General features: G+C 38.4%; 22 protein-coding genes. 13 read left to right on the top strand and 9 right to left on the bottom strand.

Annotated elements, in window-relative coordinates; genetic code table 11:
- Position 1 precedes the first annotated feature (1 nt).
- The 6 genes from E4O04_RS06760 to E4O04_RS06735 form a co-directional block, all read right to left on the bottom strand.
- Positions 2–1,549 carry a helicase HerA-like domain-containing protein gene (locus tag E4O04_RS06760; RefSeq protein WP_253684727.1) on the bottom strand — a complete coding sequence of 516 codons (1,548 nt, stop codon included), beginning with the start codon at positions 1,547–1,549 and terminating at the stop codon, positions 2–4.
- A 110-nt stretch (positions 1,550–1,659) separates the two neighbouring features.
- A complete protein-coding gene (locus E4O04_RS06755) occupies positions 1,660–3,264 on the bottom strand; it encodes an ATP-binding cassette domain-containing protein (RefSeq protein ID WP_253710762.1) in 1,605 nt (534 codons plus the stop codon).
- 32 nt (positions 3,265–3,296) lie between these two features.
- Positions 3,297–4,595 carry a metallopeptidase TldD-related protein gene (locus E4O04_RS06750; protein ID WP_253710760.1) on the bottom strand — a complete coding sequence of 433 codons (1,299 nt, stop codon included), beginning with the start codon at positions 4,593–4,595 and terminating at the stop codon, positions 3,297–3,299.
- Positions 4,595–6,022: a TldD/PmbA family protein gene (locus E4O04_RS06745; RefSeq protein WP_253684730.1), complete on the bottom strand. Its 1,428-nt coding sequence runs from the start codon at positions 6,020–6,022 to the stop codon at positions 4,595–4,597. Before E4O04_RS06745 ends, E4O04_RS06750 begins: the two co-directional genes overlap by 1 nt.
- 48 nt (positions 6,023–6,070) lie before the next feature.
- Positions 6,071–8,095: a transketolase gene (gene tkt, locus E4O04_RS06740; RefSeq protein ID WP_253710757.1), complete on the bottom strand. Its 2,025-nt coding sequence runs from the start codon at positions 8,093–8,095 to the stop codon at positions 6,071–6,073.
- Between the two features lie 19 nt (positions 8,096–8,114).
- The gene (locus E4O04_RS06735) at positions 8,115–9,608 is read right to left on the bottom strand and encodes a hypothetical protein (protein ID WP_371922284.1); all 1,494 of its coding nucleotides are present in this window, start codon (positions 9,606–9,608) and stop codon (positions 8,115–8,117) included.
- Between the two features lie 111 nt (positions 9,609–9,719).
- Here E4O04_RS06735 and E4O04_RS06730 point away from each other — a divergent pair, with 111 nt between their 5' ends.
- The 13 genes from E4O04_RS06730 (at position 9,720) to E4O04_RS06670 (ending at position 21,574) form a co-directional block, all read left to right on the top strand.
- Positions 9,720–10,151, top strand: a complete 432-nt coding sequence (locus E4O04_RS06730; RefSeq protein ID WP_253710751.1) for a bacteriohemerythrin — start codon at positions 9,720–9,722, stop codon at positions 10,149–10,151.
- A gap of 61 nt (positions 10,152–10,212) precedes the next feature.
- Positions 10,213–11,898, top strand: coding sequence for a DNA repair protein RecN (gene recN, locus E4O04_RS06725; protein ID WP_253710749.1), 1,686 nt, complete (start codon positions 10,213–10,215; stop codon positions 11,896–11,898).
- 11 nt (positions 11,899–11,909) lie between these two features.
- Entirely contained in the window at positions 11,910–12,719 is an 810-nt protein-coding gene (locus E4O04_RS06720) for a hypothetical protein (protein WP_253684735.1), read from the top strand.
- A complete protein-coding gene (locus tag E4O04_RS06715; RefSeq protein WP_253710746.1) occupies positions 12,716–13,912 on the top strand; it encodes an HD domain-containing protein in 1,197 nt (398 codons plus the stop codon). The genes E4O04_RS06720 and E4O04_RS06715 overlap by 4 nt, the downstream gene beginning before the upstream one ends.
- A gap of 19 nt (positions 13,913–13,931) precedes the next feature.
- Complete coding sequence (locus E4O04_RS06710) at positions 13,932–14,468, top strand: cyclic nucleotide-binding domain-containing protein (RefSeq protein WP_253710743.1); 537 nt, start codon at positions 13,932–13,934, stop codon at positions 14,466–14,468.
- Complete coding sequence (locus E4O04_RS06705; protein WP_253710740.1) at positions 14,468–15,325, top strand: murein hydrolase activator EnvC family protein; 858 nt, start codon at positions 14,468–14,470, stop codon at positions 15,323–15,325. The genes E4O04_RS06710 and E4O04_RS06705 overlap by 1 nt, the downstream gene beginning before the upstream one ends.
- 88 nt (positions 15,326–15,413) lie before the next feature.
- Complete coding sequence (locus E4O04_RS06700; RefSeq protein WP_253676748.1) at positions 15,414–15,704, top strand: HPF/RaiA family ribosome-associated protein; 291 nt, start codon at positions 15,414–15,416, stop codon at positions 15,702–15,704.
- A 136-nt stretch (positions 15,705–15,840) separates the two neighbouring features.
- Positions 15,841–16,941 carry an ISAs1 family transposase gene (locus E4O04_RS06695; protein WP_253687638.1) on the top strand — a complete coding sequence of 367 codons (1,101 nt, stop codon included), beginning with the start codon at positions 15,841–15,843 and terminating at the stop codon, positions 16,939–16,941.
- Positions 16,942–17,016: 75 nt separating this feature from the next.
- Entirely contained in the window at positions 17,017–18,006 is a 990-nt protein-coding gene (gene hprK, locus E4O04_RS06690) for an HPr(Ser) kinase/phosphatase (protein ID WP_253684739.1), read from the top strand.
- A gap of 12 nt (positions 18,007–18,018) precedes the next feature.
- Positions 18,019–18,285: an HPr family phosphocarrier protein gene (locus E4O04_RS06685; RefSeq protein ID WP_253684740.1), complete on the top strand. Its 267-nt coding sequence runs from the start codon at positions 18,019–18,021 to the stop codon at positions 18,283–18,285.
- 14 nt (positions 18,286–18,299) lie between these two features.
- On the top strand, positions 18,300–19,682 hold the full coding sequence (locus E4O04_RS06680) for a TldD/PmbA family protein (RefSeq protein WP_253710726.1): 1,383 nt from the start codon (positions 18,300–18,302) through the stop codon (positions 19,680–19,682).
- A complete protein-coding gene (locus E4O04_RS06675; protein WP_253710723.1) occupies positions 19,682–20,986 on the top strand; it encodes a TldD/PmbA family protein in 1,305 nt (434 codons plus the stop codon). The genes E4O04_RS06680 and E4O04_RS06675 overlap by 1 nt, the downstream gene beginning before the upstream one ends.
- Positions 20,987–20,998: 12 nt before the next feature.
- The gene (locus tag E4O04_RS06670; protein WP_253710720.1) at positions 20,999–21,574 is read left to right on the top strand and encodes an HDOD domain-containing protein; all 576 of its coding nucleotides are present in this window, start codon (positions 20,999–21,001) and stop codon (positions 21,572–21,574) included.
- 18 nt (positions 21,575–21,592) lie between these two features.
- On the opposite strand, the gene E4O04_RS06665 is transcribed toward E4O04_RS06670, so the two are convergent.
- Genes E4O04_RS06665 through E4O04_RS06655 form a run of 3 tightly spaced genes read right to left on the bottom strand, consistent with a single transcriptional unit; the run spans position 21,593 to position 24,108 of the window.
- Entirely contained in the window at positions 21,593–22,366 is a 774-nt protein-coding gene (locus tag E4O04_RS06665; RefSeq protein ID WP_253710717.1) for an ABC transporter permease, read from the bottom strand.
- A complete protein-coding gene (locus E4O04_RS06660) occupies positions 22,367–23,122 on the bottom strand; it encodes an ABC transporter permease (protein WP_253710714.1) in 756 nt (251 codons plus the stop codon).
- Entirely contained in the window at positions 23,119–24,108 is a 990-nt protein-coding gene (locus E4O04_RS06655) for an ABC transporter ATP-binding protein (protein WP_253710711.1), read from the bottom strand. Before E4O04_RS06655 ends, E4O04_RS06660 begins: the two co-directional genes overlap by 4 nt.
- Between the last annotated feature and the right edge of the window lie 12 nt (positions 24,109–24,120).

The following is a 24,120-nucleotide window of genomic DNA, read 5'->3' as shown; positions in this document are numbered from 1 at the left end:
TCTATTTAAACATCTTTTTTATCGAGCCGAAAACTCCTCGCGTAATTTCGCGGCCTACGGTTCGGGTCATACTGTCCACTAAGACCCGTCCAAGCCTTCCGGCCTCGCTTCTTTGCTTTCGGTTTTGAGACTCTTCCAAACGGCGCCTTGCATTTTCCGCCCGTATTCTGGCATTCTCTGCCCTGATCAAGGCTGCCTCTTCTTTTGCCCTAGCTGCAGCTTCTTTAGAGAGGCGTTTTTCTTCAAGCTCCCTTTCGGCAACCAGTTTTTTTTCTTCAAATTGCTCCATGAGAATTTCGTATGCCGATTCCCTGTCTATTATATCCTTGTACTTATATAACAGAGGGGATTCTTCGACAATAGCTTTAAGCTTTGCTTCTCCCACAGTGCCTATCTTACTTCTTGGAGGGGCAATTAAAACCCTTTGAGTTACAGAGGGGCTTCCGTCTTCCTGCAAGAGGGAAACCAGAGCCTCGCCGGTTTTAAGCTCGGTAAGTACCTTAGCCGTATCGAATTTGGGATTGGTCCTAAAGGTCTCGGCCGAAAGCTTTATAGCCTTTTGGTCTTTGGGAGTAAAGGCCCTGAGAGCATGTTGTATCTTATTTCCCAGCTGGCTTAAAATACTTTCAGGCACATCGGCAGGATTTTGCGTAACAAAAAAAACTGCAACGCCCTTTGAGCGGATAAGCCTTATCATGGTTTCTATCTTTTCGATGAGGGCCGAAGACAGATTATTAAAAAGAAGGTGGGCCTCATCAAAAAAGAAAACGATTTTAGGTTTTTCGGTATCTCCCGCTTCGGGGAGGTTTTCGTAAAGCTCGGATAAGAACCAAAGCAAAAAGGTCGAGTAAAGATTGGGTCTTTGATAGAGGCTTGTAGAATTTAAAACATTTATATAGCCCCTCCCGTCCGAGGTAAGCTTAAAAAAATCGGCAAGCTCCAAGGCAGGTTCTGCAAAAAAATCATTTGCCCCTTCCCCTTCCAAAATGAGGAGAGCTCTTTGAATTGCGCCTATTGAAGAATCGGAAACATTACCGTATTTAAGCTTTAGATCCTTGCTGTTTTCGCCTATATAAACCAAGATCGACTTTAAGTCTTTTATATCCAAAAGGAGAAGGCCTTCTTCATCTGCTATTCTAAAGGCAATGTTGAGAACACCTGCTTGAACCTCGTTTAAATTTAAAAGCTTTGACAAAAGAAGAGGCCCCATCTCAGATATGGCCGTACGTATGGGATGGCCTGTTTCTTTTAAGATACTCCAAAGGCGTATAGGATAGGATTTAAACTCGAATTCCGAAAGCCCTAAAAGGCCTAACCTTTCGTTTATTTTTTCGTTAGCTTCACCCTTTTCGGCAAAACTGCATAAGTCTCCCTTTACATCGGGTAAAAAAACAGGGACACCCATATCGCTGAAGGCCTCAGCAATTACCTTTAAGGTAATAGTCTTCCCCGTTCCCGTAGCCCCGGCAATGAGGCCGTGCCTATTTGCACGATCAGCCAAAAGCTCTACCCTGCTCTCGCCCAATCCGATAAAAATTCCTTTTTCCATACATAAGCTCCCAAGAAATTATGTTTAAACCGATTGACTTCCGATTTTATAGTATGTAATATAAATCAATTTGGATATAATATCAATCCTTAAATCATAGTTAAGGATTTTTATTCACTCCCAATCCTTACTATCGTTAAATCGGTATTAGCGCTAAGGAATTTTTGTACTGCTTCATCATGGGATATGATAATTAGAATCTTATCTTTAGATTTATTAAGGACTTCCTTTAAAATTGATTGAATGGAATTTATATCCAAATTCGCAAATGTTTCATCCAGAATAATTAAATCCTTTTCGGCAATGACAAGCATCAGGCGGGCCAAAGCAATCCGCTTTCTTTCTCCACCCGAAACCTTATCAATTTCGCTCGTACCGATGTGCTGCGTTAAATCCTTAATACCTGCAATTTTTGCGGCCGTCTCAAGGTCTTTATCAGAAAACTTCTCATTAAACAATAAAATATTTTCTTTGACGGTTCCGCCGATTAAATAGATATTTTGATGGATAATCCCTATTTTTTCTTTTAACGAATTTTTATCGATATTTTCAAATTGAATATCATTAAAAAAAATAGAACCTTCATAATCAATTTCTCCTAAAAGCGCATTGATTAAACTTGTCTTTCCGGCTCCGCTTTTACCGTTTATTAAATAAACTCTATGACTTGTAAATTCACAATTAAAATTGCCGAAGACATTTTTATCATCATAAGAAACACTTACATTTTTAAAGTTTATATTATTTATTTTTTCACAAATGATAGAACCGGCATTTTCTTTTTCCCTTGCCGATTTAAAAAAGTCTTCTACAGGCTTTTTTAAAGCCTTAACATCTTTTGAATAAGTTCTTAATGTTAAAATACTATTAAAGACGGCAGAGTAATTTATGGAATACATATACATTGCCAAAACGGTTCCCGTGCTTACATCGGGAGATATAAAAGTTTTATAACAAATAATAATGGCTATACTTGTAAAGTTTCCGATATATTTTAAATAGCGGGATTGAGAACTTGTCAGCATAAGAGAAATATGAGACGAAATATATTTTTTATTTATCTTTTCCAAATGTTTTAAAAAGCCTTCATAGGAGGCGTAATATTTTAAATCAAAATTTCCATATACGGCATCCTTTGCTAAAGCCATAACTTCCGTATAGTCAGCTCTTTCATTTATTCTATCCTTACTTATTTTATCTACAAGCCTTTTACTTACAAAATAAAAAAGTATATACCAAATAATCGTTATTAAACCCAATTTATAATCCAATAGCAAAACAAACAATAATAAGGTAAGCACCTTAATGACGGTACTTATGGATATAAAATATTGCTTAATTACAGCTTCTTTTAACTGTTGAATATCGCTTGTTGCCATTCTTGATAGTTCATCAGGGTTCATTTTAGAAAGGTGTAAAGTTTTACAGTTCATTACTATCATTAAAAATTCTTTTAATAATTCCAAACCGATACCGTTTGTAAATTTCCAATAATATTTATCTGCAAAATAATCCGAAAAATATTGTACAAATCCTGCGGCCGTCAAGCCTCCCGCTACCAACAAAACTATCAATGGCGTACTGTCAATAAAACTATCGGATATAAATTTTATTAAAGTGGGAATTCCTTGCGACAAGAGCTGGGCTACTATCATAAAAAACGTAATTATAAATAATTCTTTTTTCTTAGACAGTATTAACTTAAATATAGACATAACTTCCTCCAATAAAAACTTTCGGGCGGGCACTAATCTCCTAAAACTTCCATGCCCGGAATCATAACGCTTTTGGGGCCGAAATAATTTGAATGTTGAACCCTTTCTTTTGAAAAGTAAAATTCTTTTTGGGCTTCAAACATGTTTCCCGAAATTGAGCCGTTATTTATTATGTGAATATCCTTTCCGTCAAAATAGCGGGCAAGCCTAAACTCGCCGCCGAAGTCTCCGGTTACCGCATCTTGAAAAAAGTCGGAAAAGGTTAATATTTCAACATAGGGTCCTTTTTTTAGTTCGGCTTCCGTTTTAGCTCCGGCAGCAACTTCAAAATTAGATATATTGCCCGTAGGCTCCACATTTAGGTAATGGGCAAACTTTATAGAGCCGTGATAGGTTTTTACGATGCCGTCCTTGTAAAGCTCGTGCTCTTTTAAAAGAAGGCCGTCTCCGTCATAGGGGGAAGAATAAGGAGAACCAGCCATATCCGGAACGAGCTTGATATTAACCTTGTCTCCTTTTACCCCGCTTCCTTGAAAGTTCTCTCCCAATTTAGCTGCGGAGGATTTTGTATAAACCATTGAAGCCGAGGCTTGCGAAATGTAAAAGTCAAAGAAGGGGGCAACAGCCTTATTTGTGATTATTACGTTTACCGATTTAAGATGCTTGGCCTTTTCGGCAAGTGCCCTTTCTTCAGTTTCCTTTAATTGCTCCGAGACCATTTCATCGACAAGCTTTTCGTTTTCAGTCGAAAAAGAATTATCTCCGTAAATTTCAACTTCTTCTTTACCGATAGAGCAGTCGGTTATAACTTCAATATAGCCCTTATATTTTTTAAACCTTACATCCACTCCTTCGGAGTTTACTATTTGAACTTCCATATTGTCGATAAAGATTTCGGCAGAATTGATTTCGGCCTTCGTATCGCGCTTTTTATAAATTGCCTTTTGAATCTTGACCAATTCTTCATTTAAGTTTTCGGTATCGAATGAAGAAGAAAGAGCAAAGGCCTTTTCGGAAGAAGGACGGCTAAGAGGATACCATTCGTTTTTAACAAATTGAGAAGCAAAGGCCGCTTCTTCAATCTTTTTGTTTATTTCCTCATCGTCCATTGTGGGCGAAAGGCTTACATCGGCAGAACCCCTGTATTTTTTTCCCGCCTCTTCAAAATCCTTATAAACCGTAAGCGAGGCATGAAGAACATTTTTCCCGCGGTTCATATCCATCTTATCCCTTACCAAAAACATCTCACCCGATCTTATCTTTGTAAGGACAAGCCTGTATCCGTCTATGTTTTTTTTATTCTTTAAAATAGAAATTATCTTATCTTTCATTATCCCAATCTCCCGCGAGCCTTAATATATCCGCCTCCTGCAGAGGTTCTTACATATTCCTTATAACCCTTTCCGCAAAAACCGGAGCCTCCCAATTCAAAGTCTTCCTCTCCCGAAATCATCGAAATAGAAGAAAGAAGTTCGGGAACGTAGCCTGTCAAAAAAATCGGGCCGACTATTTTGCCTGTAAGCTTTCCGTCCTTTATTTCGTAACCCTTTTCGACGGCACATTGAATACCCCAGTTTTTAGGATCTTCCATTCCGCTAAAATAGCCGTCCAAAAGATAACCCGAATCGACCGATTTTATCATCTCATCGAGGGAAGAATTTTTTGTGCTGAAAAAGGTGTTTGTCATTCGGGTGTAGGCCTTGCGCTCAAAGGATTCCCTTTTGCCGTTACCTGTGGGTCTTATGCCGAGGCTTAAGGCTGAGAGGGTGTCGCAGATTCCCCGCTTTAAAATTCCTTTTTCGATAATATGCGTATCTTGAGCCAAGACTCCTTCATCGTCAAAAAGATATGAAGAAACCTGCTCGGCAGCTGCAGCCCCGTCGTGCATGTCGGTAATTTCGGAAGCGACCTTTTTGCCGATAAACTCCTTAGCCTTTGCTCGGTTTTTAACGAACATATCCATCTCGACCCCGTGTCCGAAGGCTTCATGGGCTATAAGACCTGTAACATTTTGCTTACAGATAATATCGTAAACTCCCGGCTTAATCCTTTCGGCATCCAAAAGTTCCTTTGTAGAATCGATGCTTTTTTTGATATTGTCTTCAACCTCGTGTAAAATCTCAAGGCCGCAGTTTCCCGAAAAAGCTTGGAAGCTGTACTTTACGGATTCTCCCTTTTTTAAATACGGAACAAGATAAGAAATTGCGTAAGCGTAGGCCTGCTCCAAATCTTTTTTTTGCGAAAGGAAAATTTTACAAACGGAAACTTCTTCATACCTAACCTGAAAATCTATCATTTCGGGGCAGTAGTCAAAGCCCTGCTTCATTATGGTTTCAAGCCTTTTTATCTTTTGCTCATCATTCATAGAATCAAAGCTTTCTTTTACCTCGGCATAAAAGCTCTTCGTTAAGGCCTCTTCCTTGATTACGGGATACTTAAGACCCTCAAGGTTTTTCGATTTAAAAAATGCGATATCGGCATTTGCAATGCGCCTTATTTCTTTTTTGACAGATTCGGCATCAACCACATCGAAGGAATACTCGGAGTACCCAAGCCCGTTATAAACGCGCAAGACAAAGCCCCTTTCCGTCGAAAAAGAATCTCCTACCGAAACGGCCGTTTTGCGTACCGAATAAGACTTTCCATTTGAGTCGCAGCCTAAAATCGAAACATATTCAAATTCCTTTGAAAGCTCTTCTACCAGTTTTTTTAAGACAGGCTTACTGTCCTTTAAAAACTTACTCATCTTTTGAGTCATCTTTATAATACCTCCAATCTTGAGCTTAAAAGCTCAAAATAAACTATCTTACTTCTCTATCAGCTTTGCCAGGTTTTCTGCCGTAAAGCCGAGGTGTTCTGCAACCTTTCCGCCGGGAGCTGAGGTGCCGAAGCGCTCTATCGAAAAATTGTCGCACTTGCAGCCTGTCCAGCCTTCCCAGCCTTGGGCAACTCCGGCTTCTGCGGTAACAACGCGGATATGTTTTTTACATCCGCCCAAAACGGAATGTTTAAAGTCCTTAGGAGAAGTTTCAAATCTTTCTTTCGACATAACCGAGACAACCCTGACCTTTTTATCCTTTACAAGACTTGCAGCCTTTACAGCCATACTTACCTCGGAACCCGTAGCGAGGACCGTTACATCGGGAGTCCTGTCAGGCTTACCCAGGGTACAGCCGCAGGCAGAAGCTTCAACATCCTTTACAATGTAGGCACCGTTTTTAACCGACTCTCTCCAAAAAAGATCCGACTTTTCCAAGACAGGTAAATTTTGGCGGCTTAGGATGAGGCATACTGGACCGTCCTTGTGTAAGAGAGCCTCTTTCCATGCTTCTCCGGCTTCTTCCGCATCGGCCGGGCGTAAAACAAGCACATTCGGGATAGCCCTCAAGGAGGCTAAAAGCTCTATAGGCTGATGGGTGGGGCCGTCTTCGCCTACAAAGATTGAGTCATGGGTAAAAACATAGATCGAAGGAAGCTTCATCAAGGCTGCAAGACGGAGAGCCGGTCTTAAGTAATCTGCGAAGACCAAGAAGGTCGCACAAAAGGCTCTAAACCCGCCGTGAAGCTGGATTCCGTTTGTAATTGTACCCATTGCGAATTCTCTGATGCCGAAATAAAGGTAGCGGCCTAAAGGATTTTCAGGCGAAAAGGCAGAAATGCCTTCCAAGCCTACCGCATTGGGGCCTTCCAAGTCGGCAGAACCGCCTACAAGATTGGGAAGAGCCTTTGCAAACTCGTTTAAGGCCTTTTTTGAGGCGGCACGGGTCGCAATCGCCTCATCCTTTTTGAATTCGGGGAGCTTAACAGAGTTTACAATGGCTTCATCGGCTCCGCCGTGAGCAAAGGAAAGATCCCATTCCTTTCGTTTTTCGGGATTGGCCTTTGACCAAGCCTCAAAGGTCTTGTTCCATTCGGCCTCGGCTTGGGCTAATTCCTCGTTTCTCTTTTTAAAGAAGGCATAGGCTTCTTCCGCAACATAAAAGTCTCCCTTGCCTTCAAGGCCGAGATTTTTCTTGGCTTCGGCAAGGCCCTCCTTTCCGAGAGGAGCGCCGTGGGCCTTGTTTTTACCTGCAACAGTCGGAGCACCCTGCCCTATAACCGACTTTAAGATGATAAGGGTCGGCCTTTCATCCTTCTTGGCCTCAAGAGTAAGCCGCTCAATATCTTCAAAGGAGTACATCGAGCCCCGCAATACCTGCCAGCCGTAGGCCTTGTATCTTTCCTCAATGTTTTCGGTAAAGGTGAGATCGGTAGAACCGTCAATAGTAATCTTATTTTCGTCGTAGTAAACGATGAGCTTTCCTAATTTTAGGTGGCCTGCCAAACTTGAGCTTTCGGAAGATACGCCTTCCATCAAACAGCCTTCACCGACAAGGGCATAGGTGTAGTGATCCACTATTTTGTGTTCGTTTGTGTTAAAGCGGGCGGCAAGCATTTTTTCGGCGATGGCCATACCTACTGCCGTAGAAATACCCTGACCCAAGGGGCCCGTGGTAGTTTCAACTCCGGGAGTGTCGCCGTATTCGGGATGCCCGGGACATTTGGAACCGAGCTGCCTAAAACTCTTTATATCGTCAATAGAAACATCATAGCCTGAAATGTGCAAGGCAGAATATAAGAGCATCGAGCCGTGACCTGCAGAAAGGACAAAGCGGTCCCTATCCTTCCAATCCGGATTTTTAGGATTGTGTTTTAATATTTTGGCATAAAGAGCCGCACCCAACTCGGCAGCTCCCAGAGGGAGCCCCGGATGGCCGGAATTTGCCTTTTCGATTGCGTCCATCGAAAGACTTTTGATTGAAAGAGCTATAGCATCAAGTGCATTGTTCATAAAAAAACCTCCAAGCTTGTTATGTTTTTGTAAGAGCCGATAGTTTATTGATTATCTCGACTTTTACATCTGTATAGACATAAGATAAATTTTCAAGAGACATAGATATTACTTCAATAAAGTTATAATCTTCCGCTTCGATAGAAGAAACGAATTCGGTCCACTGAAAAACCTTGTCAAAAATTTGGCAAATCATTAAGGCTGATTGACCGTCAAAGTCCGATGTTTTTAATTTACGTTCATCAAGCTCATTAAAAAATACGATAAGATTTTTATAAAAGTCTACCAAGTCTGAACGTAAATCTTTTGAACCATCGTCCTTAAAGGGATTATATAGGTTAACCCAATAATCGTAATGCATCTCCAAATAGGTTTTACACTTTGAAGATAAGGTTTTATGGTTATTCATAAATTCCGGTATGAAAAGGTCTAAAGACTCTTTTATAAAAAGTCCTTTTACCTCATCATCAAAGCGGGCCATATAATTTGAAGATAAAAAATCCAAAACAAAGCAGTCTATAACGGCCTCTGTAACAGGCCTATTTATAGAGTTAAAAAAATTGTCCTCCTTGGTCTCGTTATAAGGATAATAAAACCAGTTAGCCGGGACGGCTATAGGTTCATCCAAGACCCAAAATTTTTCCTCGATACCGTAAGGTATAACCCCGAACACATCCTTACGCTCAAAAAACAATTCCATAGGTGCCGAATTTTCATTAAAAAGAGCATCTTCACCCAAAAAGTAAGCAAAAGATAAGATATCCTGAGTTGTAGATTCCATAGGCAGGATTTTTAAGGAGGAGCGGACTGCCGCTTCAAATAGATCAAACCAATTTGATATATTCTCTTCTAAAAATTCATGCCGTTCTTTTAAAATTTCAAATTCCGCACCAGACCAATCCTTGATATGCACAAAAAGACGCATAGGATAATTAAAATTACATTTATCAAAAACAGCCGAAAAGTCCCAAGCACTTACGGCAAACCGGGCTTCGGGATTAAAACTGTCATGCAAACCAGAAAAGGTCTCTACATTTTCTTCATAGTCTTCACATAAAACATTGGAAAGATCGCTTTCGGTATATAAAAAATAGAAGGAAGAAAGTCTATCAAAACTCAAATACACCCTGCGCTTGGGAATTTCTTTTCCCTCATAAAAAAGCTTTGCCTCATGAACATATTTATCTGCCGGTAAAAAGGGTAAAAAACGCGAGCCGGGGATAAAAATTTTCATTTCATCTTCCGTATCTGAAATTTGAACGGAAAATTTCTTGCCGGTAAAAAATCCGTGCTTGCTAATCCATACCCCGCTATCCGAATCGGGATCAGGAAAAAAATAAGCAAGCGACAAGGAAATTAAAAAGACCCCCAGATTAGAATCATCAAAATTCTTTAGACCGATAAAATTTTTAAGATCTTCAAGAGTAAAGGCTTCTCCGACATTTTTTAAAAATAGATTAATTTCAGGCAATAAGGTTTCTAATCGGTCAAACATTGTCCGGCATTTTAGCATATTCATCTTTTTTTTTCAAGATCGAAGAAAAATCGTAAACTGCATCAAACTAAAAATTTAAATAAAGTTCCCTTCACTTGACATTTTTTAATAATAAGTTACAATAGGCTTATGAGTGAGATTATAGGTTTTGAGTGGGAAGACTCATTAAGCGTAGGTTATAATACAATAGATTTACATCATAAAAAACTTTTATCGATAATGGGACAGTTTAAAAATTTGTTTGAATTATCTCAAGAAGAATACAAGCTGAAAATCGGCAAAATAATAAAAAACTTGTCCGACTACACCTATTATCACTTTGAAGAAGAAGAAAAAGTAATGAAAGAATACGGATATCCCGGCTTAAAAGAACATGCATCCATCCATAACTCTTTTATAAAAAAAATACAGGAAGCCATTATACCCATGGCATCAGGCAATATTGAAACCGGCCTTCAATTCTATGACTTTTTAGGCAAATGGCTGGTAGATCACATCGCCGGAGCCGACCATGAGTGGGCCGAATACATTCATACAAATCACCCCGAAGCCGAATTTTAATCACTTGAAATTTGCTTCATTTTAGTCTATACTTAAGAGCGTTGTAATTTAAGGAAAGTAAATGCTTGAAAATATATCGGTAAAAAACATAGCTTTAATAGACAGCCTCTTTGTAGAATTTGAAAACGGCTTAAACGTTTTAAGCGGTGAAACGGGTGCGGGAAAGTCGATATTGATAGGCTCTTTGACCCTTTTGCTTGGAGGAAAAACAACTACAGACCTTATCCGCTCAGGTACCGATGAGGCCGTCGTATCGGGAAGTTTTTTTATCGGGAGTGAACACAGCGAGGCCTTAAAGTGGCTTGGCGAACACGGAATCGAACCCGAAGACAACCGAATTCTTATACGCAGAAATTTAAAGCAAAACGGCCGATCCAATGCTTGGATACAGAGCACGCCGGTAACAAGGAATGAACTTGAGGAGTTTACCTCTCTTTTAGTCGATATACACGGCCAGCATGACCACCAATCTCTTTTTAAAATTGCAGAACACCGTCGTTTTTTGGACAGCTTTGCAGGCATAAACAATGAAGTTAAAATGTTCACCTCTCTTTATGCTGAACTTGCCGAAAAAAGAACGGAACTGGAAGGCTTAAACCTTTCCGAAAAAGAACTGGCCGAAAAACAGGAACTTTTGCAGTTTGCCATCGATGAAATAAACAAGGCAAAGCTAAAGGAAGATGAAAAGGAAGAGCTGGAAGCGGAAGAAAAAAAATTAAGCCAATTTGAAAAACTTTTTGAAGCCTTAAACACGGCATCTCAGCTTTTTTCCAATGAGGCGGGCATCATCAGTCTTACAAAAAAAGCCTTACACCATCTTGAAGCCGCAAAAAATTGCGATGAAGGACTTGAAGACCTTTCAAAAAGACTGGAAACAAGCTATTATGAGCTGGACGATATAAGCTCTTCTATAGATTCCTATCTTTCAAATCAAACCTTTAATCCTGAAAGGGTTGAACAAGTACAAGAAAGGCTTTCTTTAATATATAAGCTTACAAAAAAATACGGGGCAACGATAAAAGACGTTTTAAACTATGCCCAAAGTGCAGAAGAACAGCTTGAGGGGCTTACCAAACGGGAAGCCGGAAAGGCCGAACTTGAAAACGCTATAGGCATTTTGGAGTCAAAACTTTTAAAGCTTGGAAGAAACCTATCCGAAAAACGAAAAGCAGCATCTTCTAAACTTCAAAAGGATGTTGAAGAAGTGCTTTCCAATTTAGGAATGCCAAAAACAAAGTTTCAGGTGAGGGTAGATACAAGGCTCCCTCAAGGGAACAGACTCTCGGCAAATCCTTACGGTTTTGACGATATAGAATTCATGATAAGCCCCAATGCAGGTGAACCCTTGCGTCCTCTTGCAAAGATTGCATCGGGAGGAGAGCTTTCCCGCGTTATGTTGGCCTTAAAAACCGTTTTATCCGCAGGGGATGAAGCGGATACCTTAATATTCGATGAAATCGATACGGGTATCGGCGGAGAAGTTGCTGTAAATGTGGCATCCCATATGAAAAAGCTGTCGAAAAAAAAGCAAATTCTTTGCATTACGCACCTTGCGGTAATAGCTTCTCATGCCGATAATCATATTAAGATAGAAAAAAATACGATAGGGCAAACTACTAAAACCTCCGCAGCTGCCGTTTCAGGTAAGGCAAGGCTTGAAGAAATAGCAAGAATGCTGGCGGGAGACGAATTAAGTGAAGCATCTCTCAGACATGCTGAAGAGCTTCTTTTAAAATATGTCCGATAGAGGAGATTGTTGTGGAAGGGGAAAAAAGCGGAAACAGGGAACTGTATACAAAACGGGTTTATGAATATGAGCAGGTAATAAACCAAGTTTTAAAGCATGAACAAAATATTCTTTCGCTTATAAAAAAAGACACCTTCGGCGCCGCCTATAAAAGGCTTGTACTTGCCGACGAGATGATCTACTTGGCAACCCTTTATCTGGCCAAATTCAGACTCTCTGTAGCCCTCCTTGGAGGAAAAAACGAAAACATTCTAAATGAAGCACGAAAGACCCTATATAAGCCCATAATCTATCTTGAAGAAATTGTAACCGACCTCATAGATGCACCCTTTTCCGAATATGAAGAAGGGGTTGCTCAAATTTCAAAGATTACCGAAAAGCAAAGATACTATCTTATACGAAAGCTCGGCCTGGTGATAAACTTGGTAATAGATGCTTATGGAGAAAACACAAAATGGCGCTGGTCTTTTATAGATATAGAAGCCCGTTTTGCGGTAGTAGCCAAAAACATCATGGACCTAAAGGAAATAAGCAAAACCGGATTAAACCCTCTTGCGGAAGATTATGACACAGTCATCTATCACCTCCGCCTTGTAAAAAAGCTTTTTACAAAGGCAGCCGACAAATACCGCGAAAAATACGAAATCGTTACAAACAACATAAGCGACTTCCGCACTGCAATCCTTTTTTTGGAAGGCTTAAGAAGGGTGCACATGGTTTTAAATGAACACAGAGAAGTTGAAGAAATCAAACGTAAAATCGAAATCTGGAAAGACAAAATGGAAAAGGATCTAAAGCAAAAGGATAAACCTAAAAAATGATTTTTACGACAAAAACCGTTTTAAAATTATTTGAAGCTTTCTCTATCCAGCGCTGGAACGATCTTATCCGGCCCTTTGAAATAGTCGAAATGGACAAAACGGCCGAAAAAACCTTTTTGGCCTACATAATCGGCAAATACGAAGAAAAAAAAGGAAAAACAATTGATTGGGATAAAATAATCGACGGTTCAGTATTCGATATTTTAAGAAAAATAGCCCTTTGCGACATCAAAGCTCCTGTCCAAAGGAGAATCCGCAAAGAATATCCTGAAGAATATAAAAAAATTAACGAATGGATCTTCGAAAAGTATAATGACCTTTTTCCTGACGGGGAATTTAAGAGTAAATTTCATTCCTATCTTTTTAAAGAACCCGATAAAGATGACATAACATGGAAGGTTTCGCGGGCAGCTCATAAGTATTCTACGATAAGAGAATTCGAAATGCTAAAACCGGTAAACGAAGCTTTCCGCCTAACCGAAATAGACGGCTTTTTAAAAGAAGAAATATGTGAGTTTATGGATTTAACCGGCATTCAGCTTTTACTTGCAAACCAAAATCCTCATAAACTTATAACCGAAATAGAAAAGCTAAGATTTCAAGTCAGATGGAATCAAACGCCGAGAGTTCCCCCGACAACAGTGCTGGGCCACTCCTTTTATGTGGCTGCCCTAACCCTCTTAATGTGTTACGACTTAAACATAAACAAGGAAAGAAGATACAACAACTTCTTTTCGGCCCTTTTTCATGATTTACCTGAAGCGGTTACAAGGGATATCATTTCGCCTGTAAAACAGGCAACAGATCATCTCCCTGCCGTCGTAAAAGAAATCGAGGAGCGCATAGTCAAGGATGAGCTTTTACCCTTGATGGACGAATCTTTTATAGACGAGGTTCTATATTATATATCCGATGAATTTGAAAACAGGGTTATTGTAGACAAACAGGTTAAAATTGTAAATTTTGAAGAATTGTCTCAAAAATATGTCGATAAGAAATTTAAGGCTGTTGATGGAAGATTGGTAAGAGTTGCCGACCAGATCGCTGCCTTTGTTGAAGCTGAAAGCTCAATAAAATACGGAATTACCTCCAAGCATTTGGAAGAAGGCCGCAAAAACATACTGGGGGCTTACCCCGTAGGAACAAAGATAAATAATTTAAGCACGGATGTATTTTTTAATGCATACCGTTAATGGGAGATAGGGAGTAGATATGAACAAGGTAGAAATGGATAGGGACATTTTTTTCCAAGAAGTAAAGCAAACCGCTATTTTTTCGTGCATTGAAGATGCGGATTTAATGCAGATAATAGATTTTTCCGAAATTATTTCCTATGAACGAGGCGAAAGCATTATTACCGAGGGCACCGAAAACAAGGGCTTTTTTGTATTATTAAGCGGAAAGCTTGAAATAGTAAAAAACGGAAAATGGGGAGATGTTAAAATCGGCATTTTACAAAACAATGCAAGTTTCGGTGAAACCTCCCTCTTTAAAGATCAGCCTGCAACGGCCACCGTAAATGCCTTAGATCCTTCGACAATCTTACTTATATCTAAGGAGCAATTTACAGCATATATAAATGCTCATCCAAAGGCAGGAAACGTTATCCTAACCTATATAGTTTTTAGCTTATTGCAAAAACTCAATACTACAAATGAAGAGAGGGTACAGGAAAAGAATCTTGAATTCTCTCCGGAAGATTTAGCCTTTATGGTTGATATGTTTAATCCTCCAAATGCAGAGGCTTAATGTATAAAAAAAACATTTTACGGCTTTTATTTTTTATATTTTTATCTCTTGCTGCCTTTGCAGAGGATGTTGTACATATAATCGAAAAGGGCGACACCCTCTATGCTATAAGCAAAAAATATAATACGCCTATAGATATCATTCTCAAAAGAAACAACTTGAGCGATCCTTCAAAGATAAAAATAGGACAAAAACTCATAATTCCGGTAGAAAATTCTTCAAAAGCCAATACAAAAACCAATTTGGACGGCCTTACCTATGTCATCCAAAAAGGAGATACCCTTTATGCCTTGGCAAAAAAATTTGGCGTCAAATTTTCGGATATTCTTAATCTAAACGGCCTTAACGAAAAAACACCCCTAAAAATAGGCCAAATTTTAAAGATTCCTACAGATAAGGTTCAAGCCGATAAGCAAGACAAGACTTCAATTACAAAGACTGCTCCGGATAAGGGTTCTAAAGCCGTAAAGCCGAGCACTTCAACAAAACAGGCCGATTCCAAGCTGCTTTGGCCCGTTCCGGCCTCAAAGGTTGCGTATTTGTCCGGAAAAATTACGGGAGTCGTCATAGATTCGGTAAAAGGACAGGCTGTAAAGGCCGTCAGTTCCGGAAAAGTCGTATCTACAGGTCCTCACCGAGGCTTCGGGCAGGTCGTCTTTGTTCAATCTAAGACAAAACACATATATGTTTACGGCGGAATGGAGAAGGTCATCGTCAAAAAAGGAGATACCATAACAGTAGGCCAAAAATTGGGAGAATTAGGAGTAGAGTTGCTGACAGGTAAGGCCAGGCTCTACTTTATGGTCTACGATAAAAATAAACCCATTGATCCTGCAAAGGCCCCGAGAGGTCTTTAATTTTTTCCCATTTATTTGTATTTAATGCTCGACTTTTCGGCAAAAGTGTAGTATCCTATAAGTACAATGAAATTGTGTGGAGGAAATTATGAACATTAACATTCAAGCAGTAAAATTTACGATGGACGAGGATCAGAAAAACTATCTTGATCAAAAGTTTAAAAGAATTGAATATGCGGATAATCTTATTACCGACATTCAGTGCTTTATCAAACTGGATAAAAAGTTTATCTACGACACAACAATTAACTTTAGGTGGGGGGGCACAGCCCATGTTTCAACCGAAAACTATGAGTTTGAGGCCGGCGTCAATAAAATGATGGATATAGCCGACCAAAAAGTCAAAAAAGAAAAGGACAAGGTTCAAGAAAAGAAATAAACTTAGGCTTAAGGTTTAAATTTTTAGGGGAGCTCTAAGGGGCTCCCCTTTTTATTTTCTAAGCTCTTAAATTTTTAAAAGAGACAGAAAATCAGGCACGGCTTACGCATGAAAAAAAATAGCCGATATTTAAAGTATGAAAACATTAAAAGAATATTTTAACGAACTTAATGATAATCGTCAGTCGGGCAAAGTAAAACATCTAATCAGCGAAATATTGGTAATAGCACTGTGTGCTGTTTGTAGCGGAGTTCAAACTGTATTTGAAATAGGGGAATTTGCCGAAGTAAAAAAGGATTGGCTAAAAAATGAGGTAGGACTCTTGTTAGAAAATGGAGTTCCTTCGCACGACACCATAGGAAGAGTCCTTGCGATGATTAATCCCAAACAATTTCAAAGCCTTTTTATCTCGTGGATTGAACAATCCCTTAATATTCCAACAGGTTCATACATTCACATTGATGGAAAAACATTACGTGGAAGTGCAAGTGAACAAAGTAGAGGTATTCATTTGGTAAGTGCATTCGCTCACGAAGCGGGAGTTGTACTAGGACAAATAAAATGTGCTGAAAAATCGAATGAAATCACAGCAATTCCTGAACTCCTTAACCTTTTAAAACTAAAAAGCTCGATAATTACTATAGATGCCATGGGGTGTCAAAAAGAAATAGCAAAAGAAATCACAAAGAAAAAATGTGATTATGTATTGGCTCTAAAAGAAAATCAGCCGGCAGCGTATAATGATGTAAAAGATTATTTTTCTATAGAAGATAAAGACTTTCAAAACACACTTTTAAGATTTGAAACCTTGGATATAGGGCATGGCAGAGAAGAAAAAAGAGAATACTTTCTTTCAACTAATATAAACTGGTTTGCAGATAAGAATAAATGGGCAAATTTAAAGAGTTTTGGAATGGTCAAAAGCACTGTAAGGTGCAAAGGCAAACAATACAGTGAAAAGCGTTACTTTATTAGCAGCATAGAGGATATAAATGAGTTTGTAACAGCTGTAAGAACACATTGGACAATAGAAAACACTTTACACTGGTCGCTGGATGTAATATTTAGAGACGATGAATGTCAAATTCGAGAAAAAAATACTGCTGAAAACATAGCAATTTTAAGGAGGATTTGCTTTAATCGAATAAAAATGTATCAAAATGGTAAAACTCTGAAAAGGAAGAAAATGCTTTGTACTTTTGATGATTCATTTAGGTTTAATGTTTTATTTAGCTAAGGAATTCATGCGTAAGCCGTGGAAAATCAGGCAAGGTCTGTTTACAAAAGAGCCGTAAATGTGTATAGTAAAAACATGGCTAACATAAGCTTTTCGGTGCTCAACCTTTTGGAATTAGACCTTAAAAAACATGACTCCCTTGAATTGACCTGCGTATCGGGGAGAATGGGCCTTGCAAATAAGATTATCGAGCCTAATATAAACCGTCCGGGACTTGCCCTTTCAGGCTTTTTCGATTCATTTGCAAATGAAAGAGTACAGCTTTTCGGACGGGGAGAATATGCCTATCTTGCCACCCTTACAGAAAAAAAAGACCTATCCACAATCGAAAAAATGTTTTCCTTTAAAATTCCATGCTGTTTATTTTCAAACGATTTAAAACCGCCTAAGGAATTTTTAGAAATAAGCGACAAGCACAATTGTCCGGTTTTGATTTCAACCCTTTCATCAAATGAGCTGGCCTTGCGCCTTTTAAGAATTTTATCAAATATCTTTGCCCCTAAAATTTCGATTCATGGGGTCTTGGTAGAGGTTTTCGGCCTCGGAATCCTCATAATGGGCAGCTCAGGCGTAGGAAAAAGCGAAACGGCCCTTGAGCTAATCGAAAGGGGACACCGTCTTGTGGCCGATGATGTAGTCGAGATTTCCTGCATAAACGGAAACACCCTTGTAGGCCGCGGAGCCAATAAGATTATAGGCCACCACATGGAAATAAGGGGCTTAGGGATTATAAACATACGCCGGCTTTACGGTATAGGTGCTATAAGAGAAATAAAGCAGATTCAGCTGGTTGCAAAGCTTGAAGAATGGGATGCAGAAAAAGTTTATGACAGATTGGGAACGGAACAGCTTACAACCGAAATTCTTGACGTTAAGATTCCTATGTTGGAAATACCGGTAAAACCGGGAAGGAATGTGCCGATCATTTTGGAAACGGCAGCTAAAAATGAAAGACTAAAGAGTATGGGATATTTTTCTGCAAGGGAATTCAGCAGAAATGTGCTCAGATGGATTGAAACCGATTCGGCAAGGGCACCCTACTACACTGATGACGATACGTATTAAAAGGATTAAATTATGATTTCAAAAATTATTAAGGTTCAAAACCGGGCAGGAATACATGCCCGCCCCGCAGCTCTCATTGCACAAAAATCGAACAACTTTTCTTCGGAGATTTTTTTATGCAGGGAAGACGCAAAAATCAATGCCAAGTCGGTAATAGGAATTATTACTATGGCAGCAGCCTACGGCACGGAGATAACTTTAACCTGTGACGGACCCGATGAAGCTGAGGCCTGCGAGGCAATCGAAACTATTTTTAACAATAAATTTGAAGAAGAATAAAATGGAGGAAGACCATGAAATTTGATGATTTAAAGAGTCATGCAAGGCTTTTTTCGGAGTACACAGAGCTTCGAGTTCAAGATGATACATTTATGACTGTCGCAGCTTTAAACGGAGATCTTGTAAACAATGTTCAAGCCCGAAAAGCCGGGGTTTGTGCCCGCGCTTTTAAGGATGGAGTATGGGGCTTTGCCTCATCTCCTGAGCAGACGGATGAGGCCATAGCCTCTTCTATAAAAGTGGCAAGCGAAAACGTTAAGTTCTTAGCTAAAAAAACGGGAAGCGGTCAAGCTGAACTTCCTGCCTTTACGGGACAGGGAACCTACGGAAAATACGATCCTTCCAAGGATGCCGATCAAAAGGAAGCTATAGACTTTATAAAAGACCTTGAAAACTACACGGCAAAAAAATATCCCGAACTTCAATCAAGAATTTTTAGAATCTCGGCAAACGGAACCGAAAGGCATCTTATTACCTCGGACAAGGCCGATGCCCACACCTATATTTCAAGGGCAAATTTAATGATGAGCTTTAAGCTCCTTTCGGAAGGACAGCCCATAGACCTTTACGATGTTTTCGGAGGCTGCGGCCAGTTTAAAAACCTTTTCGATGAACCTTCTCTTTACTATTCCAAGATAGACGAAATGGTTGAAAACCTAAAACAAAAGGCAGCCGGAGTCTATGCCCGTCCGGGAGTTCACGACGTAGTTCTCGGCCCCGACCTTGCAGGTATTCTTGCCCACGAAGCAATCGGCCACACCACGGAATCCGACTTTGTAATGTCCGGCTCTATCGCAGCAGATTTTATGAATAAGGAAGTTGCAACACCTCTCGTAACCCTCGTAGACTTTGCCTATGAGTACAACGGCAATCTCTGCCCTGTTCCGATTTGGATAGATGATGAGGGAGTTGCCGCAAAAGATGCAGTAATCATCAAGGACGGAATTTTGCGCTCCTACATGCATAACAAACAGTCGGCAGCAATCTTCAAAGTAGACCCGACAGGCAATGCCAGAGCCAACGAGTTTTCTGATGAACCACTAGTACGCATGAGAAACACGGCCATCCTTCCCGGCAAAGATAAGCTTAAGGATATGATAGCCAGCATCGATGACGGATATTATTTTGTACGCTCTTCAAACGGGCAGGCCGATTCTACAAGCGAATTTATGTTCGGCGTAGTTTTAGGCTATGAAATTAAAAACGGAAAAATCGGCAAAGCAGTAAAGGACTGCACAATAGCGGGAGTTGCCTTCGACATGCTAAAAACCGTAACTATGGTAAGCGACGATATGAGTTGGAGCAATGCCGGCATGTGCGGAAAAAAGCAGCTCATCAATGTAGGAATGGGCGGGCCTGCCATCAAGTGTAAAATCGGAGTAGGAGGACGTGAATAATGAGCGGATTTGACGGAATAAAACATGCGGAATTTATCTTGGAGACCATAAAAAAAGAGGGAGCCGATAAGGCAGTAACAAGGGTTTCAAAAAGCGTAAAAAGCGAAATGAATATTGATGCAGGCCGTTTAAGCCTTTACAGGAGTACTACGGATATTTCCGTTGCGATGACCTCCCTTGTTGAAAGCAAAAAGGGGCATATTTCAGGAAATGATTTAAGCGAAAAGGCATTAAAAGAAAACGCGGCAAAGGCAGTTTCCCTTTCACGCTCTTCCGAAAAAGATGATGGAAACGATATTTCTCCTATGCAAAAGGCAGAAACTCTTTCTTACGGAGATAGCGAACCCAATAACGAAAAAATGTATGATAGGCTCAAAGAGTTTTTGGATTATACAAAATCTACCTATCCTACCCTCCAGTTAAACCAATGTATTTTGGACTTCACACGAAGTGAAAAAGTTCTTGCAAACTCGAACGGAGTGCGCTTTACGCAAAGCTCAGGCATATATAATTTTGCTGCAATGTTCTTTGCAAAAGACGGCAAGGGAACAAGCAGCTTTAACTATAGCGGAGCCGCTCACCTTAATTTGGATAAACCCTTAAAAGACTGGGGAAACCTCGATGAGATTATGAGGGAAAACTGCGAGCAAACTATTACCGCCCCTCTTTCAGGCTCCTTTACAGGGGATATAATTATAACGCCTATGAGTATGATAGATTTTGCAGGTACCATGCTGGGGCTTTTTATGAGCGACATGCCTCTCATTACCGGCACGTCTATTTGGAAGGATAAATTAAACCAAAAAGTATTATCGGATTTATTTACCCTCCATTCATTCCCTCGAAAGCCGGGTACGGAACTTGAAAGCCTCTATACGGGAGACGGTTTTAAGGCCGAAAACGAAACCCTCATCGAAAAGGGAGTTTTAAAAGACTTTGTTTTGAGCCTTTACGGTTCCAAAAAAACCGGACTTCCCCGCTGCGTTTCGGGAGGAGAAGGTCTAATCATCGAAAGCGGAAATACGGCAAAGACAGATATGATTAAAGCCGTCAAAAAGGGAATTTTACTCGGACGTTTTTCAGGCGGAAGCCCTGCGGCAAACGGAGACTTTTCGGGTATTGCAAAAAACTCCTACCTCATCGAAAACGGCAAAATTACAAAACCTCTTTCCGAAACGATGATAGCCGGAAACATCGTAAAAATGTTCAGCGATATAATTTCGGTTTCAAAAGAAAAAGTAGACTATGGAAATGCAATAGTTCCGTGGATGCATTCTACAGGGATTACTATTTCAGGAAAGTAAAACGATAAAAAAGTGTTACCTTCTAAAGAAGAAGCAGAAAGATTACTTGAAGAGGCTTGTTTAAAAAATCCCGGTCCTTGGCGGGAACACTCCATAGTTGCAGGCAAGTGCGCACAAAAAATCGCTTCAGCCTGTAAGGACTTGGATCCCGTCAAGGCTTATATCTTGGGACTTCTCCACGATATAGGACGGCAGGAGGGCGTAACCGCCCTAGCCCATGTGATAGACGGTTATGAATATCTTATGAAATTAGGCTATGATGAAGCAGCCCGAGTATGTATAACTCATTCCTTTTCCATAAAAGATATAGAAACCTACATAGGCAAAAATGATGTCAGCCCGGAAGCTTATAAAAAAATAAAAAAGCTTATCGACGAATACGAATATGATGATTACGACAGACTCATCCAGCTATGCGACAGCATTGCTCTGCCTCAAGGCTCAACAAAAATAGAAGAAAGAATGAGCGATGTCAAAAAACGCCACGGCTATTATCCTCAAGACAAATGGGACAAACATATCGAACTAAAAAAATACTTTGAACAAAAATCCGGCTTGGATATAGATAATCTCGGAATCGGAGTGTAAGATTCATTTTAATTTCTCCTAAGCTCCTGTTCCTTCATATTTTTTTATGCTTTTCATAAAGAATAGATAACCGATTATAAATATAATTATGGAATACATCGGTAAAAGAATAAATTTAATATTAAATGAATATTTATGCAAGCTAAAAGCAGCCGGATAAAATGCTATCATTGAGACAGGAAATATGTATGTTAAAATAAACTTGATAAACGCATTATAAATAGATATGGGGTATTGAGCAAAATCGAGCATATCCATTAGGGGCGAAAAAGCTTCTTCTATTTTAGGATATTTTATAGAAAAAGATGAGACTATCAAAAATATGCCGATAATACCGAAAGTTCCTGCAATTAAAAATAAGAATAAGGATAAGATGGTTATTATGCCTAAATTTAAAGTATAAGCCGAATATATAAAAATTGATAAACCTGTAACAATTCCAAAAACTTCAGATAAGGCAAAGTTATCAAAAGTGATGTACAAAAAAGGATTAACCGGAAGAGTTAATACCAAACTTAATTTACCTTGCAGTATATAAGTATTTGAATACCAAAGTGTCCAAGCAAAAAAACAATAAAAAATACCGACGGAAATTGTGTACAAAGAATAAATTAACAAACATTCTTCTCTATTAAAACCTTTTATATCAAGAGTTTTATTGAAAATAAAAACAAGAACCAATATTCCCATTATGGAATTTAAGACTCGAACAATTAACCATAAAACAGAATCGTTTTTAAAAGAAAGCTGTTCCTTTATTTTTAAAACCAAAAGTTTATAACAATAATTCATCTAACCGCCCATTATCTCTATTTTTTTTATTGCCCTTCTATGAAAAATACAGGTAACCACCAAAAGAAAAAATATCCAATATAATTGTCTTGATATTAAACTAAATGATTTTAAATTGCTGCTGTTTAAAACCTCAATAGGAATTTGATACAGCACTCGAAACGGTAAATAATTTAAAATTTTTTGCAAAGTTTTAGGAAAAAAATCAAAAGGAATCAAGGAACCTGAAAAAAATAAAAATAAAATATTTTTAATTTGAATAAACCCCTCATTATTACCGTAAAAGAAAACGCACAAACCTATAATATAAGCCGTAAACCAATTAAATAAATATGCACAAAAAGCTGAAAAAATAAATAAACTTAAATTTACGGCACCGTAATAGATATTCACATCAAAAAATAAAATTAAGACTATAAGCAAAGGCAGAGATTTTAATATAAATCTTGTAATAGCTGCCGCAAAATCTTTTAAAAAGATATTAAGACCGAAATTAATCGGTCTTAATAAAAGAAAAGAAATAGAACCGGTTTGATAAATAGTTTGAAAATATCTATCGGTAGTTACGACGATAAAAGAACCGACTATAGTTATAATTGCAAAATAAGAAATATAATCCGTATTTCCTATTTGCGACCAAATTGAAGATTTTATTAAAAATAAAAACAACAAGGAAAATATAGAAAAAACGGCCGATATTTTAAAATACAAGTGCTGTTTAATATTTAAATAAATAATTCCAAGTAAATATTTCATTCCGTTTTTTTATCCTTGTAATAGTTTAATAAAATTTTAGAAAAATCTTCATTTTCAATTTTTATATCATAAATATTTTCTTTATCATCTAAAGAATTAAAAATTTCTTCCATTGTAATCTGTTTGTCAACTTCAAATGAAATACTGTTTTTTTGAAGATCTTTTTCTCTTATATTAAAATTGTTTTGTAGTTTTTGGGTTAAATCAATATTCTTTTTATACAAAAGTGTAACAATTTTAGACTTATCGTAATTTTCTATAAATTCATGAGTTCTTATATCTTCTTGTAATCTTCCGTTGTTTAAAACCAACAATCTTTCAGACAGATTGATTATATCATCGGAATTATGAGAAATTAAAATTAAAATAATATCATTAGATTGTTTATAAGTTTTTATCAGATTATAAAATTGTTCTTTTACTTCAAGATCCAAACCTATTGTCGGTTCATCTAAAAGAAGGATTTTAGGATTATGAAATAAAACCAAAGCGATTTCACACTTCATTTTTTGTCCTAAAGACATTTCTCTAATGGGCTTTTTTAAAAGGTTTTCAAGCTTAAGCAAATCGATAAGACTGTCGAGCCTTTTATTTGCTTCATCTTTTTCGATTTTATAAATAAGCCTAAAAAGCTCTAAAGATTCTCTAAAAATCATATTTTGGTAGAGCTGACTTCTTTGACCGAAAATAACACCTATATTCCGTTTGTATTCTTTTTGATTTTCATAAATATTTTTTTGATTAAATAAAACTTCTCCGCTCGTAGGCCGCAAAATACCCGAAATAATTTTTATCAAAGTCGATTTCCCTGAACCGTTTTTGCCGACTATCGCAACATTTTCATTATTCTCAATCTTAAAAGAAATATCCGTTAAAGCCTTAACCTCAGAATAATCGGCCTTAAACATATCTTTTACGATACCTAAAAATCCGAATCTTCTTTCTTGAGTTTTATATGTTTTATTGATATCTTTAAGTTCAAGCATAATTATTTTTCC

This window comes from Treponema sp. OMZ 799 (assembly GCF_024181365.1).
In the GTDB taxonomy this organism is placed as follows: domain Bacteria; phylum Spirochaetota; class Spirochaetia; order Treponematales; family Treponemataceae; genus Treponema_B.
This window is presented reverse-complemented; position numbering and strand designations above follow the sequence as displayed.

Coding starts and splice junctions, on each gene's coding strand:
- E4O04_RS06760 (WP_253684727.1), bottom strand. CDS start 1,549: ATGGAAAAAGGAATTTTTATCGGATTGGGCGAGAGCAGGGTAGAGCTT.
- E4O04_RS06755 (WP_253710762.1), bottom strand. CDS start 3,264: ATGTCTATATTTAAGTTAATACTGTCTAAGAAAAAAGAATTATTTATA.
- E4O04_RS06750 (WP_253710760.1), bottom strand. CDS start 4,595: ATGAAAGATAAGATAATTTCTATTTTAAAGAATAAAAAAAACATAGAC.
- E4O04_RS06745 (WP_253684730.1), bottom strand. CDS start 6,022: ATGACTCAAAAGATGAGTAAGTTTTTAAAGGACAGTAAGCCTGTCTTA.
- tkt (WP_253710757.1), bottom strand. CDS start 8,095: ATGAACAATGCACTTGATGCTATAGCTCTTTCAATCAAAAGTCTTTCG.
- E4O04_RS06735 (WP_371922284.1), bottom strand. CDS start 9,608: ATGCTAAAATGCCGGACAATGTTTGACCGATTAGAAACCTTATTGCCT.
- E4O04_RS06730 (WP_253710751.1), top strand. CDS start 9,720: ATGAGTGAGATTATAGGTTTTGAGTGGGAAGACTCATTAAGCGTAGGT.
- recN (WP_253710749.1), top strand. CDS start 10,213: ATGCTTGAAAATATATCGGTAAAAAACATAGCTTTAATAGACAGCCTC.
- E4O04_RS06715 (WP_253710746.1), top strand. CDS start 12,716: ATGATTTTTACGACAAAAACCGTTTTAAAATTATTTGAAGCTTTCTCT.
- E4O04_RS06710 (WP_253710743.1), top strand. CDS start 13,932: ATGAACAAGGTAGAAATGGATAGGGACATTTTTTTCCAAGAAGTAAAG.
- E4O04_RS06705 (WP_253710740.1), top strand. CDS start 14,468: ATGTATAAAAAAAACATTTTACGGCTTTTATTTTTTATATTTTTATCT.
- E4O04_RS06700 (WP_253676748.1), top strand. CDS start 15,414: ATGAACATTAACATTCAAGCAGTAAAATTTACGATGGACGAGGATCAG.
- E4O04_RS06695 (WP_253687638.1), top strand. CDS start 15,841: ATGAAAACATTAAAAGAATATTTTAACGAACTTAATGATAATCGTCAG.
- hprK (WP_253684739.1), top strand. CDS start 17,017: ATGGCTAACATAAGCTTTTCGGTGCTCAACCTTTTGGAATTAGACCTT.
- E4O04_RS06685 (WP_253684740.1), top strand. CDS start 18,019: ATGATTTCAAAAATTATTAAGGTTCAAAACCGGGCAGGAATACATGCC.
- E4O04_RS06680 (WP_253710726.1), top strand. CDS start 18,300: ATGAAATTTGATGATTTAAAGAGTCATGCAAGGCTTTTTTCGGAGTAC.
- E4O04_RS06675 (WP_253710723.1), top strand. CDS start 19,682: ATGAGCGGATTTGACGGAATAAAACATGCGGAATTTATCTTGGAGACC.
- E4O04_RS06665 (WP_253710717.1), bottom strand. CDS start 22,366: ATGAATTATTGTTATAAACTTTTGGTTTTAAAAATAAAGGAACAGCTT.
- E4O04_RS06660 (WP_253710714.1), bottom strand. CDS start 23,122: ATGAAATATTTACTTGGAATTATTTATTTAAATATTAAACAGCACTTG.
- E4O04_RS06655 (WP_253710711.1), bottom strand. CDS start 24,108: ATGCTTGAACTTAAAGATATCAATAAAACATATAAAACTCAAGAAAGA.